The organism is Shigella sonnei (assembly GCF_002950395.1).
GTDB lineage: Bacteria > Pseudomonadota > Gammaproteobacteria > Enterobacterales > Enterobacteriaceae > ECMA0423.
Genome location: NZ_CP026802.1, coordinates 3967310 through 3980399 on the forward strand (window position 1 = coordinate 3967310; position 13090 = coordinate 3980399).

8 protein-coding genes, 7 pseudogenes and 1 other annotated feature are annotated in these 13090 nt (G+C 49.0%); of the genes and pseudogenes, 7 read left to right on the forward strand and 8 right to left on the reverse strand.

The window, feature by feature from the left end:
• Positions 1-41 precede the first annotated feature (41 nt).
• The 3 genes and pseudogenes from C1P89_RS20490 to C1P89_RS20500 all read left to right on the forward strand — a co-directional run bounded on the left by C1P89_RS20490 (position 42) and on the right by C1P89_RS20500 (position 2381).
• Positions 42-739, forward strand: a protein-coding gene (locus C1P89_RS20490) for an IS1-like element IS1A family transposase (protein WP_094096600.1) whose coding sequence is annotated in 2 segments (ribosomal slippage) — positions 42-291 and positions 291-739 — 699 coding nt in all. Because the reading frame shifts where the segments join, the coding sequence is not laid out codon by codon here.
• A 17-nt stretch (positions 740-756) separates the two neighbouring features.
• Positions 757-927, forward strand: a pseudogene (locus C1P89_RS20495) (tyrosine-type recombinase/integrase); the annotation flags it as partial.
• A 410-nt stretch (positions 928-1337) separates the two neighbouring features.
• Entirely contained in the window at positions 1338-2381 is a 1044-nt protein-coding gene (locus tag C1P89_RS20500; protein WP_000999847.1) for a tetratricopeptide repeat protein, read from the forward strand.
• A gap of 143 nt (positions 2382-2524) precedes the next feature.
• Here the strand turns inward: C1P89_RS20500 and C1P89_RS26550 are convergent.
• The 5 genes and pseudogenes from C1P89_RS26550 to C1P89_RS20520 form a co-directional block, all read right to left on the reverse strand.
• A pseudogene (locus C1P89_RS26550) lies at positions 2525-2653 on the reverse strand (phosphoethanolamine transferase); the annotation flags it as partial.
• A gap of 19 nt (positions 2654-2672) precedes the next feature.
• Positions 2673-3068, reverse strand: a pseudogene (locus C1P89_RS20505) (integrase core domain-containing protein); the annotation flags it as partial.
• 59 nt (positions 3069-3127) lie between these two features.
• Positions 3128-3925 (reverse strand): IS21-like element IS21 family helper ATPase IstB, encoded by a 798-nt coding sequence (gene istB / locus C1P89_RS20510; RefSeq protein ID WP_000544828.1) that lies wholly within the window; start codon positions 3923-3925, stop codon positions 3128-3130.
• Positions 3925-5097, reverse strand: a complete 1173-nt coding sequence (istA, locus tag C1P89_RS20515; protein WP_000952382.1) for an IS21-like element IS21 family transposase — start codon at positions 5095-5097, stop codon at positions 3925-3927. Before istA ends, istB begins: the two co-directional genes overlap by 1 nt.
• Before the next feature lie 99 nt (positions 5098-5196).
• Positions 5197-6035, reverse strand: a pseudogene (locus tag C1P89_RS20520) (IS3-like element IS2 family transposase); the annotation flags it as partial.
• A 247-nt stretch (positions 6036-6282) separates the two neighbouring features.
• Here C1P89_RS20520 and C1P89_RS20525 point away from each other — a divergent pair.
• The 3 genes and pseudogenes from C1P89_RS20525 to C1P89_RS20535 all read left to right on the forward strand — a co-directional run bounded on the left by C1P89_RS20525 (position 6283) and on the right by C1P89_RS20535 (position 9467).
• Positions 6283-7492: pseudogene (locus tag C1P89_RS20525) on the forward strand (IS3 family transposase).
• Positions 6564-6680 (forward strand) — a sequence feature (AL1L pseudoknot). It overlaps the preceding pseudogene by 117 nt.
• A gap of 164 nt (positions 7493-7656) precedes the next feature.
• Positions 7657-8247, forward strand: a pseudogene (locus C1P89_RS20530) (S6 family peptidase); the annotation flags it as partial.
• 63 nt (positions 8248-8310) lie between these two features.
• Positions 8311-9467 (forward strand): IS3-like element IS600 family transposase gene (locus C1P89_RS20535; RefSeq protein WP_087879964.1). Its coding sequence is split into 2 segments (ribosomal slippage): positions 8311-8560 and positions 8560-9467, totalling 1158 coding nucleotides; the frame shifts between segments, so codons are not numbered across the junction.
• 43 nt (positions 9468-9510) lie between these two features.
• On the opposite strand, the pseudogene C1P89_RS20540 reads toward C1P89_RS20535, so the two are convergent.
• A pseudogene (locus C1P89_RS20540) lies at positions 9511-10392 on the reverse strand (IS110-like element ISSso6 family transposase); the annotation flags it as partial.
• A 116-nt stretch (positions 10393-10508) separates the two neighbouring features.
• The gene (locus C1P89_RS26105; RefSeq protein WP_000670133.1) at positions 10509-10646 is read right to left on the reverse strand and encodes a hypothetical protein; all 138 of its coding nucleotides are present in this window, start codon (positions 10644-10646) and stop codon (positions 10509-10511) included.
• 336 nt (positions 10647-10982) lie between these two features.
• On the opposite strand from C1P89_RS26105, the gene C1P89_RS20550 reads away from it, so the two are divergent.
• Positions 10983-11909 (forward strand): IS4/Tn5 family transposase DNA-binding protein, encoded by a 927-nt coding sequence (locus C1P89_RS20550; protein WP_024261277.1) that lies wholly within the window; start codon positions 10983-10985, stop codon positions 11907-11909.
• Here C1P89_RS20550 and C1P89_RS20555 read toward each other — a convergent pair.
• Positions 11859-13052, reverse strand: a complete 1194-nt coding sequence (locus tag C1P89_RS20555; RefSeq protein WP_000074488.1) for an MFS transporter — start codon at positions 13050-13052, stop codon at positions 11859-11861. The genes C1P89_RS20550 and C1P89_RS20555 overlap by 51 nt on opposite strands.
• Positions 13053-13090: the final 38 nt, after the last annotated feature.

Here is a 13090-nt window from a genome sequence, read left to right on the forward strand (position 1 = left end):
CTTACTGATTTAGTGTATGATGGTGTTTTTGAGGTGCTCCAGTGGCTTCTGTTTCTATCAGCTGTCCCTCCTGTTCAGCTACTGACGGGGTGGTGCGTAACGGCAAAAGCACTGCCGGACATCAGCGCTATCTCTGCTCTCACTGCCGTAAAACATGGCAACTGCAGTTCACTTACACCGCTTCTCAACCCGGTACGCACCAGAAAATCATTGATATGGCCATGAATGGCGTTGGATGCCGGGCAACTGCACGCATTATGGGCGTTGGCCTCAACACGATTTTACGTCACTTAAAAAACTCAGGCCGCAGTCGGTAACCTCGCGCATACAGCCGGGCAGTGACGTCATCGTCTGCGCGGAAATGGACGAACAGTGGGGCTATGTCGGGGCTAAATCGCGCCAGCGCTGGCTGTTTTACGCGTATGACAGTCTCCGGAAGACGGTTGTTGCGCACGTATTCGGTGAACGCACTATGGCGACGCTGGGGCGTCTTATGAGCCTGCTGTCACCCTTTGACGTGGTGATATGGATGACGGATGGCTGGCCGCTGTATGAATCCCGCCTGAAGGGAAAGCTGCACGTAATCAGCAAGCGATATACGCAGCGAATTGAGCGGCATAACCTGAATCTGAGGCAGCACCTGGCACGGCTGGGACGGAAGTCGCTGTCGTTCTCAAAATCGGTGGAGCTGCATGACAAAGTCATCGGGCATTATCTGAACATAAAACACTATCAATAAGTTGGAGTCATTACCCAATTCTGCATGAACAAGGCTTTAATTCCGCCTGGATTGAAATGCAGTTAGCTCATGTGGATAAAAATTCCATCAGGGGTACCTATAATCATGCCCTGTATCTCGATGGCCGCCGTGAAATGATGCAATGGTACGCTGATTACATTGATTCACTCTCCAGCCGGGAAAGTTAAGTCAGAAATACTTTTCCCTGATATTTTCCTCAATTAAGTATTTTATCCTCTGGCCTACAAGGCTGGAGGATTTTTGTTATTATATTATTTTTTTGCGTCTTCAAACTTATTACAAAAACATAATTAAAAACAAATTGACATTTTTAAATTGGCAATTACAAAATACAGCCTTGCAGTTATTTCGATACCTTTAGCAAAGGAAAAGTTGATTCAGATATAATTTAGCATTTCAATCATCTGACATCATTATAAAAAATGAGATTCACATAAAGATAAAATTATTGTTCTCAAGGAAAGCATGAAGGGGCTTCGTAAGCAATATTCATTCGGTGCCAAGACAGGACTTGATACACAGAATCTCAACTTTTATGCTCTCAGACTATATCACCACATGTTTTACAGGCTCAGAAATGAACGATAGATTATGCTTTGAAGTGCACGATAACAAGGGTTATTTCGTATTTTCGGATACCTGGTTTGGCCCATTGCTGGGGGAGTTTGAAGAAGTGCTTGATGCATACGACGCTGATGAAATCAGCGAGACGAGTTACATCAACAAACTCCGACGCCTTGCTCAACGGGAGCCGGACTTTATTGATATACACGCTCATCTGGCATATGCATTTCTGGAACAGAATGCCCCGCGTAAGGCACTGAACGCCTCTCTTAAAGGACTGGCGGCAGGTAATCGTATCATCCCGGAAAGTTTCTGTGGTGAAATAATCTGGATGCATCCCGAAAACCGGCCTTATCTGCGCGCGCTTTATGCAGCAATTCTCGCAAATGTGCACTTACAGCGCCATCAGGATGCGGTTATGCTCACTGATAAAATACTGGCATACAATCCTGAAGATAATCAGGGGGCTCGCTGGTTGTTGGGTTCAGAGCTGTTACGCACCGGCGATCATGAGCGAGCCTTCAGTGTACTGAAAGAGCATGCTGATGAATTTTCACCTTACTGGTATGAACTCGGTCTCCTGCATTTTCTGAACGGGGAACATGTTAAGGCCGCCACAGCTTTTCGCCATGGCTTTGCCACAAACACTTACATCGCAGAAATGCTGTGCGGAAATCTGCATCCATTTCCACTTGCTGTGTGGCATGACTTCTCCGGCTCTCTGGATACGGCAGAAGATTACTATGCAACATACTCACCATTATGGGGACAATATCCGGAAGCATTGCTGTTTGTAAACTGGCTCTATAACCATTCCTCCGTGCTGCATGAACGATCAGAAATCATTAAATGCGCCGAAATGCTGATTCAGGAAGATGATTTCGAAATATGCGAAAGTATTTTAAGACAGCAGGAGCACCTGTGGAAAAGAATTGACAAGACACTTTCTGAGGAAATTGTACAGAAATGCAGAAATATGAACGGTGAATATATCTGGCCCTGGATATTGCCCTTTTCCGCAGCAGGGATGAAACATTCAAGCATCCAGTATCAGTAGATATTGCATTAGTGTAACTTTAAAACAAGTAATAATTTATTATCCAATAATAACACTGTGTTCCTTCCCCAGGTGATTACCCTGGGGTTATTTTCTGAAAGTTTCCTTTGCAAAAGGATAGCGTTGTAAATTACTTTAACGAATTACTCCATGAACTCATTAAAGTTCTTTCGTAATACTTTATCGTCAAACACGTTATAGCTGGCATCAAAAACCACAGATTTACCCTGCCAGCGGGTAATCCCCTCCTCTGGCGTTTTCGGTTGAACTGGTATCCCCGTGGATTTGCCCCTATATTTCCAGACATCTGTTATCACTTAACCCATTACAAGCCCGCTGCCGCAGATATTCCCGTGGTGAGCGATAACCCAGCGCACTATGCGGATGCCATTCGTTATAATGCTCGAACGCCTCTGCAAGGTTCTTTGCTGCCGTTAACCCGTCTGGTTTGGGCATGATACTGATGTAGTCACGCTTTATCGTTTTCACGAAGCTCTCTGCTATTCCGTTACTCTCCGGACTCCGCACCGCCGTGTTCTTCGGTTCAAGTCCCAACATCCGGGCGAACTGGCGTGTTTCATTAGCCCGGTAGCATGAACCATTATCCGTCAGCCACTCCACTGGAGACGACGGAAGATCGTTGCCGAAGCGGCGTTCCACCGCTCCCAGCATGACGTCCTGTACTGTTGTCAACGCCACGATGTTTGACCGTTATTTGCCATTTTCATGCCCGCTAAATACTTTCGTTACTGATGCTGTCCGCTTTCCACCATTTCATCATCACTGATTGGCGTTGTGTTTTTGGTCAGCACTCCAGCTTTACGTTTCTCTTTTAACCGGTAACTCTCTCCTTTGATATTCAGCGTGGTTGAGTGATGTAGCAGCCGATCCAGGATCGCTGTTGCCAGTACGTGATCTCCGAACATTTCTCCCCAGTCTGCGAACCCTTTGTTTGACGTCAGTATGATGCTCGCTTTTTCATATCGACGGTTCAGTAGCCGGAAGAACAGACTGGCTTCCTCTCTGTTCATCGGCAGATAGCCTATTTCATCCAGGATCAACACCCGGGCATAACTCAGTTGCTGTAGCTGACGCTCCAGCCGGTTTTCCTGTTTCGCTTTCATCAGTGTCGCGATCAGTCTGTCCAGTGGCATAAACAGTACCCGATGTCCCGCATCCACCGCTTTCACGCCAAGAGCTATGGCCAGATGAGTTTTTCCGACACCAGGAGGGCCCAGCAGGATCACGTTTTCGCTGCGCTCCACGAACGCCAGACCAGCCAGTTCCCGGACAACCTTACGGTCGATGCCCGGCTGGAAGGTAAAGTCGAACTGCTCCAGCGTTTTGACCCACGGCAGACGAGCCTGCTTCAGCCTGGACTCCATACCGCGCTGATGCCTGCCGTTCCATTCCTGCTGTAGCGCCATGCACAGGAACTCCCGGTAGTTCAGCTCTTTTTTAGCTGCCTGTTCCAGCAGGCTTTCAACGTGATAACTCAGATGCTCCATTTTCAGGCGACTCAGCAGGACTTCCAGTTCATGCATCACAACAGCTCCTCATAGGCACTCAGTGGTCGATGTTCCACCTGACTGACCTGCTGCCAGAGCGGGGCGTGATGCTCCGGCACTGTCTGCCAGCCAGACGATGCTGAACAGAGGCGATGTGAGGCCACCAGTTTCTCATTACTGTAGATCCGCAACTCGTCATCCAGCGATATTCGTATCGATACCGGCTGACCACACAGCGCTTCGGGAACGCTGTAACGATTACCACCAACCTCGATATAGCTGTCCCAGGACACATGGCGGATATCGAAGTAACTGGTATCGAAGTCTGTATCCGGTAACGGCTGCAGATGTTCCTGCTCCAGCGCGAAGCGCTGTTCCGGCGTTTCTTTGAACTGGCGAAGCTCCCGTTTGTCAGCCACATCGGCTATCCATTGCTCCAGTTGTTGATTGACATGAGTGAAGCTGTCGAACCTGCGGTACCGGACGAAGAAGTTCTCCTTGAGGTATTTCACCATCCGCTCAACCTTACCTTTTGTTCTGGCCCTGCGTGGACGGCATGCCCGTGGCAGGAAGTTATAGTGGTCAGCCAGCAACAGGAATCCGGAGTTGAACACGACTTTCCCGTTGTTATTCTTCAGCACCGCAGCCTTCTGGTTATCAACCAGCACCGTTTTCACACAACCACCGAAGTAGCGGAAGGCGCGAACCAGTGATTCGTAGGTATGCTCAGCATCCTGTTTTGGTGCGGCGAAGACATGGAAGCTGCGGGAGAACCCCAGCGTATTAACCGCAAAGTTAACTTTGCACCGTTGCCCGGCAACCTCCACCTCAACTTCGCCCCAGTCATGCTGGAGCTGGTATCCAGGCTGAGTTTCGAAGCGAACTGTTCTTTTTGACGGACGCATTTTACGTTTGGGCTGGATGTAGTAACGCAGCATGGAACGTCCGCCCGTATAACCCATTGCCTTAATCTCCGCGAAGATAACCTCGCTATTCCAGACATTCTCTGCCAGGCGCATGTCGATGTAATCCATAAACGGTTTCAGCTTAACCATTTTGTGGCGGGTCTTTCTGGCTGGCGGTTCAGGGTATTTGAGGTAGCGTCTGACCGTCCGTTCAGAGCAACCAATCTGAGTCGCAATATCGACGATGTACGCGCCCTGCTGGCGCATTTGCTTTATCATGTAAAAGTCCTCTCTGCTCAGCATGTTGATGTCCTTTCTGGTGTGAGAACCTTAAGGAAACAACATGTTGGGTGGAGCGGACAATCCAAATGGCGAATTACCGTCTTATATCACTGGCGCTGACACTGTTTCACTGTTGAAGCCGCCGATAGTCACCGCCCAGTGCAGTGCCTCACGATCACAGCAGTCCAGCGCGAACGTGACACGCAGTCTCTCTCCGTTATCACAGCAGAACTCGAACCCGTCAGAGCACCATCGCTGATTGCTTTCTTTCACGGCCACTCTGCCTGTATGTGCCCGTTTCGATGGCGGTACAGCAGGTTTTCGCTCAAGCAACAGCGCATTCTGGCGCATGATCCGGTAAACATGTTTGGCATTGATCGCAGGCATACCATCAAGTTCTGCCTGTCTGCGAAGCAGCGCCCATACCCGACGATAACCATACGTGGGCAGCTCTCCGATAACATGGTGTATACGGAGAAGCACATCCGTATCATCAGTGTGACGACTGCGGCGGCCATCCATCCAGTCATCGGTTCGTCTGAGAATGACGTGCAACTGCGCACGCGACACCCGGAGACAACGGCTGACTAAGCTTACTCCCCATCCCCGGGCAATAAGGGCGCGTGCGCTATCCACTTTTTTGCCCGTCCATATTCAACGGCTTCTTTGAGGAGTTCATTTTCCATCGTTTTCTTGCCGAGCAGGCGCTGGAGTTCTTTAATCTGCTTCATGGCGGCAGCAAGTTCAGAGGCAGGAACAACCTGTTCTCCGGCGGCGACAGCAGTAAGACTTCCTTCCTGGTATTGCTTACGCCAGAGAAATAACTGGCTGGCTGCTACACCATGTTGCCGGGCAACGAGGGAGACCGTCATCCCCGGTTCAAAGCTCTGCTGAACAATTGCGATCTTTTCCTGTGTGGTACGCCGTCTGCGTTTCTCCGGCCCTAAGACATCAATCATCTGTACTCCAATGACTAGTCTAAAAACTAGTATTAAGACTATCACTTATTTAAGTGATACTGGTTGTCTGGAGATTCAGGGGGCCAGTCTACCCCGTCCAACACAGGTAGCCATTATAAACAGTAAAAAATTGTATTCGCTGTTATGAAATCAATAGTCCTGACGTACTGTTGAATGTGCTTGTGTTCTGAACTGAACCGCCCCGGGAATCCTGGAGACTAAACTTCCTGAGAAAGAGGTAAACAGGATGACTAAAAATACTCGTTTTTCCCCCGAAGTCCGTCAACGGGCAGTCCGTATGGTTCTGGAAAGTCAGGGCGAATATGACTCACAATGGGCGACAATTTGTTCCATTGCTCCAAAGATTGGCTGTACGCCGGAGACTCTGCGTGTCCGGGTTCGCCAGCATGAGCGGGATACCGGGGGCGGTGATGGAGGGCTCACCACCGCTGAACGTCAGCGTCTGAAAGAGCTGGAGCGTGAAAATCGTGAACTGCGCCGCAGTAACGATATCCTTCGCCAGGCTTCCGCTTATTTTGCGAAGGCGGAGTTTGACCGCCTCTGGAAAAAATGATGCCACTGCTGGATAAGCTGCGTGAGCAGTACGGGGTCGGACCGCTATGCAGCGAACTGCATATTGCCCCGTCAACGTATTACCACTGTCAGCAACAGCGACATCATCCGGATAAACGCAGTGCCCGTGCGCAGCGCGATGACTGGCTGAAGAAAGAGATACAGCGCGTATACGATGAAAATCACAAGGTATACGGTGTAAAGTCTGGCGTCAGTTGTTACGGGAAGGTATCAGAGTGGCCAGATGCACTGTGGCACGTCTCATGGCGGTTATGGGACTTGCCGGTGTTCTCCGGGGTAAAAAGGTCCGTACGACCATCAGCCGGAAAGCCGTTGCCGCAGGCGACCGCGTAAACCGTCAGTTCGTGGCAGAACGACCTGACCAGCTGTGGGTGGCTGATTTTACTTACGTCAGCACATGGCAGGGCTTCGTCTATGTGGCGTTCATCATTGATGTGTTTGCCGGATACATCGTGTGGTGACGAGTCTCATCGTCTATGGAAACGACATTCGTGCTGGATGCACTGGAGCAGGCGTTGTGGGCCCGTCGCCCGTCTGGCACCATCCATCACAGCGATAAAGGCTCTCAGTATGTGTCACTGGCCTATAAGGCGCGACTAAAAGAAGCAAAACTGCTGGCATCAACAGGGAGTACTGGTGACTCGTATGACAACGCGATGGCAGAGATCATCAAGGGCCTTTACAAAGCGGAGGTAATACACCGTAAGAGCTGGAAAAACCGGACAGAAGTGGAGCTGGCCACACTCACGTGGGTGGACTGGTATAACAATCGACGATTGCTGGAAAGGCTGGGCCATATCCCACCGGCAGAAGCAGAAAAAGCTTATTATGCTTCCATCGGAAATGATGATCTGGCAGCCTGAGTTCACAGATAAAACACTCTCCAGGAAACCCGGGGCGGTTCAGTTCACAAAAACACATTAATGCAGTAACTATATTTTCCTTTCTGGTGATAACGTCGGGTTATCATTAGCTTCTTCAGCTATTTTACTTTTATATCCCTTGTAAACATCATGGAGAATCCATAGTGAATAAAGTTTATTCTCTTAAATATTGCCCCGTCACCGGGGGGCTTATTGCTGTCTCTGAACTTGCCCGCAGGGTAATAAAAAAGACATGCCGAAGATTAACGCATATTCTTCTGGCTGGCATTCCAGCAATCTGTCTGTGTTACTCTCAGATATCCCAGGCGGGTATTGTCCGTTCCGATATTGCCTATCAGATTTATCGTGATTTCGCCGAAAACAAAGGGCTTTTTGTACCTGGTGCCAATGATATTCCGGTATATGATAAGGACGGAAAACTTGTGGGAAGACTGGGTAAAGCCCCAATGGCCGATTTCAGCAGTGTGAGCTCAAATGGCGTTGCTACGCTTGTATCGCCTCAGTATATCGTCAGCGTAAAGCATAACGGAGGATATCGGAGTGTGAGCTTTGGTAATGGGAAAAATACATATTCCCTTGTTGACCGTAATAACCACCCTTCTATTGACTTCCATGCTCCACGTCTGAATAAACTGGTTACAGAAGTTATTCCCTCAGCGGTAACATCAGAAGGAACCAAAGCCAATGCTTATAAATACACTGAACGTTACACCGCTTTTTATCGGGTGGGTAGTGAGGTAGCCTGAGTTTAACGGACACTCCTTCCTGAAATAGAATGGCATCAGAAGGAGCTAATAATGAGCAGAAAAACCCAACGTTACTCTAAAGAGTTCAAAGCCGAAGCTGTCAGAACGGTTCTTGAAAATCAACTTTCGATCAGTGAAGGCGCTTCCCGATTATCTCTTCCTGAAGGCACTTTAGGACAATGGGTTACCGCCGCCAGAAAAGGGCTCGGTACTCCTGGTTCCCGCACGGTGGCTGAACTGGAATCTGAAATTCTGCAACTGCGTAAGGCGTTAAATGAAGCTCGCCTTGAGCGAGATATATTAAAAAAAGCAACAGCGTATTTTGCACAGGAGTCGCTGAAAAATACGCGTTAATCGAACAATGGCGACAACAATTTCCCATTGAAGCGATGTGTCAGGTATTTGGTGTATCCAGGAGCGGTTATTACAACTGGGTACAGCATGAACCCTCAGACAGAAAACAAAGTGATGAGCGGCTAAAACTGGAGATTAAGGTGGCACATATCCGCACTCGCGAAACATATGGAACCCGGCGGCTCCAGACGGAGCTGGCAGAGAATGGCATCATCGTTGGTCGTGACCGACTGGCACGTCTTCGTAAGGAGCTAAGGCTACGCTGTAAGCAGAAACGCAAGTTCAGAGCGACTACGAACTCGAACCACAATCTGCCAGTTGCGCCAAATCTGCTGAACCAGACGTTCGCTCCTACAGCACCAAATCAGGTCTGGGTGGCGGACCTGACGTATGTTGCCACACAGGAGGGATGGTTGTACCTCGCTGGCATCAAAGATGTTTATACGTGCGAAATTGTCGGCTACGCCATGGGAGAGCGCATGACAAAAGAGCTGACAGGTAAAGCCCTGTTTATGGCGCTCAGGAGCCAGCGCCCACCTGCCGGGCTAATCCACCACTCTGATCGAGGTTCACAGTACTGCGCATACGATTACCGGGTCATACAGGAGCAGTCTGGTCTGAAAACATCAATGTCGCGTAAAGGTAACTGTTACGACAACGCTCCGATGGAAAGCTTCTGGGGAACGCTGAAAAATGAGAGCCTGAGCCACTATCGTTTTAATAACCGGGATGAAGCCATCTCAGTAATACGGGAATACATTGAGATTTTCTACAATCGTCAGCGTCGTCACTCTCGTCTGGGGAATATCTCCCCGGCAGCCTTCAGGGAAAAATATCATCAGATGGCTGCTTAAAAAAAGAACAAATGGTAGTGTCCGCTATTGCCAGTACACCTCACCACGCTGCCTCGACCAATAGCTTTCTGGCATAGCTGTTTCCGGCTTTGGTAATGCTGCCCTGATGTCTGCTTCCACCCGATGAATATTCTGATGGCGTGATACCAAACCATGACATCAGTTGTCGTGGATGTTCAAAACGGGTCAGATCACCCAGTTCAGAAATTAATCCAACCGCAGTAATAAACTGAATCCCTCGCATGGCTTGCAGCGCCTCTACTACCGGATACAGCCTCCATTCGGTAACGGCCTCCTTCAGGGCGGATTCCAGCCGTTCACATTGTGCCTGCCGGTCTTCTATTGTACGACGGTGTTCGTCAAAAGCTAATTGTCGCCAGGGACTTTCGAATGAGTATTTGCTGAGCCAGCGTCGGTGTGCAGGGCCCCAATCTGCTCGTCCGACATAATGGCCCCCATGAACCAGAAGAAACGATTTCAGACGTTGCCTTGCATGCCGTAAATCATCGCGGGCAGATGCCCATGCCCGGGCCAAATCCCGGAATGCCTCATCTTCAATGCCGGGTACGTAGACAGCAGAAAGATCTCCTGCACGCAGTGAACGCACAAGTCTGATGGCATCACGGCGATCGGTTTTAACCCGCTCCCCCGGTTTTTTCGGGATAAGTGAGGGGGCGCAGACCATGCAGTCAAAACCGGATTTCACCAGCCGACGATAAAGTCCATAACCACAGGGCCCCGCTTCATAAACGATACTGACCTGCGATGACTTTGACCTGAGACGTTTACAAAGATTCTGAATATCAGTAGGTGATGTGCCAATTTTACCCATCAGTTCAACAGGTTCTGAATTGATAGCATAAGCGACAGTAATCGATTCTTTGTGAACATCTAACCCGACGTACAATGTGTTATTGTTGTTCATGCTGGCCTCCGTGGTGGAAATACCGGGGTGTAGCAACAGCTCACCCATGCGGCTCTGACAACGATGTTAACCCGCGTTAAATATCCCACGTTGGCCAGCATCTGTCTCACGGAAAGTCATACTGCCTTACTCTCAACGAAGGGGCCGACAAACACGTTGTCCCTGAGTTCACATTCATAAATGTTGACCGGTTTGACAATACGGACATTGATCCCATAAATCACATCCCGGACAGCACATTCCAGAAATTTCATACTCACACGTCCTTTAAATACAGATGACATTTGCCGGAATTATACCGCCCAGATTCACTTGCCATGTTTCAGAATAGCTTATAAGCCGCACTTTTACCGATACTCAGCAACAAATCAGGTCTGTATCCACTTCAGCCGGAAACCGGATCTGCGCGGCGGGGAACGGGCAAGAAATATGATAATTAAGCAACACACATAAAATCATATTGCATAATCGCATCTGAATCGAACACTTATTCGCATCACTATCGATCATCACTTCGCATCTCATACCCTTACCCACAAGTTGAAATAATAGTATTATATTGAAAAGACAGAGATTATTTCAGAGGTGTTATGGAAAACTGGGTTATTCAGGAGCTAAAATCACTGGATATAGGGGACTCAAGACTTGATAAAAGAGTAAAACATATCCTCAATAGCCTCAGTCGTTCACCAGAAGAAAGTATTCCTGTTTCCTGCCGTACCTGGAGTGAAACAAAGGCAGCTTATCGTTGTTTTTCAAACGATAAAGTCTCTGCTAATAAAATTATGGCTCCTCACAAAGAAAATATCACTGAAAGAGCTCAGCAGTTTAAAAGAGTTTTAGTTTTACAGGATACAACAGAACTTAATTATTCTGGTCAGAAAGAAAAACAAGGAGTTGGTCACAAAAAACATAAAGATGAAAGAAACTTATTTCTTCATCCTCAACTCGTCATCAGTGAGTCAGGTGTTTGCCTCGGTGTTTATGATGACTATCAGTGGTTCAGGGATGAATTAAAAACCAGTAAAAATACCCGACAAGAAATCTGCAATGATTTACTTCATAAAAAACATGTCAGTGAAAAAGAAACCTGGCGTTGGGTTGAAGGATATAATAAAGCAACAGAACTGGCTCGCCAATGCCCTGATACCCATGTATTGTCAATTTCTGATCGTGAAGGCGATTTTTATGACCTGTTTGAACGCGCAGAGCAGACTCCCGGAATAAAAGCTGACTGGCTTGTCAGAATGAAATTTAATAACAGAGCAACGCTGAATATTAATGGTAAACGGGATCATAGGTTGTTGCACGAAAGAATCATGGAGATTACACCGCAGCAACTGGTTGAATTCACTATACCTGATGGGCGGGGGCAGCAAGCCAGAACACTGCCTGACATGCTTTCATCAGACGCAGGTCCTCTCTCATATCCTCTGATTTACTCCAGTAAGGTGATGATCATATCTTTATTTGATAGTACGGTAATGCCAGATAAATACAGACACAATGGTAAATAATATAGTTGCAAATAATGCTGCCATAATCAGCGCGATTGCGACACCTGTTTTCGATACCAGCGGCACCAGCAAAGCGCACAGTCCATAGCCAAGTGTGTGACTGGTAGCGAGCCAGCCCGCGCCTGCGCCATCAGCCAGCTTATCATTCAGTAGAAGTTGATAAGCGGGTGTTGCCAGAGCTGCTCCAAATGACAGCACTGCACAGCCCGGGTAAAACAACCATAGCTGTTCGGAGAGCATGATAGCCAGACCACCACTCATCAACACTCCGGCACTCAGGAGCAGGGCCACCGGAGTCAGGCGCTGCGGACGGAGTACCCCGAACTGCGCGATAAGCGCAGCTACTGCGGACAGACCCAACAGCCAGGCCACCTGTTGGCTAATGGCGGTGGTATCCGTGACGAACTGGCGAGTAAGGGCAGGCGAAAGTCCAAGCTGCATCATGCTCACCGCCGCAGCCAGTAATATTGCGCAAAGCAGATAAGGCAGACAATCCCGCTTCAGACTGACGCTCTTGCACTCCGGTGTGGGCTGTGGTGGTGTGCCGGGCAACCGCAGCAGCATCAGCAGCGCCAGCACTGGTGCTGCCATCAGTAGCCCCAGTGGCGCCAGAGGATGAATGGCCAGCATTGCTGCCGCGCACAGCGGCCCGAATAGCCTGCCGCAACTCAGGCCGGAGCTGATGGTTGCCAGAGCGGCCATGCGATTCCCTTCTCCAGCTCTCTGCAATGCCCAGACCTGACAGGCTGGCACCATTGCCGACACGGTCAGCCCGTAGGCGATCCGGGCGATGATTAATATTCCCAGTCCCACCGCTGTTGTTATGGCGCTGGTAGCCATCAGCACGCTTCCCAGCCCTAGCAGGGTAAAGCTTATGCCATATCCTCCCAGAGCCCACAACACCACAGGTTTACTGCCAGTACGGGAAATTTGCTTTCCCCACCACGGGGACGATGGCAGAAACAGCATTGAGCCAAGCATCAGCAGGGCAGCCCATACAGACAGACTCAGATTTGTCTGTATGACCAGAACAGGGAGCACAACCAGCAGACCGTTCTGTCCGATACCGAGAAGCCCGGCACTGAACGCAAGTGGCCAGCAGGACAGTGTTTTTTGGGGCGTATCTTCGATCCCTGGTGACATTATAATGTTTCAACTCCATGTATTAATTGTGTTTATTT

What these genes read in the sequence shown, in the direction of transcription:
- C1P89_RS20550 (WP_024261277.1), top strand. Translation starts at nt 10,983, where the DNA reads ATGGAAAACTGGGTTATTCAGGAGCTAAAATCACTGGATATAGGGGAC.
- C1P89_RS20555 (WP_000074488.1), bottom strand. Translation starts at nt 13,052, where the DNA reads ATGTCACCAGGGATCGAAGATACGCCCCAAAAAACACTGTCCTGCTGG.
- istB (WP_000544828.1), bottom strand. Translation starts at nt 3,925, where the DNA reads ATGCATGAACTGGAAGTCCTGCTGAGTCGCCTGAAAATGGAGCATCTG.
- C1P89_RS20500 (WP_000999847.1), top strand. Translation starts at nt 1,338, where the DNA reads ATGAACGATAGATTATGCTTTGAAGTGCACGATAACAAGGGTTATTTC.
- istA (WP_000952382.1), bottom strand. Translation starts at nt 5,097, where the DNA reads ATGCTGAGCAGAGAGGACTTTTACATGATAAAGCAAATGCGCCAGCAG.
- C1P89_RS26105 (WP_000670133.1), bottom strand. Translation starts at nt 10,646, where the DNA reads ATGAAATTTCTGGAATGTGCTGTCCGGGATGTGATTTATGGGATCAAT.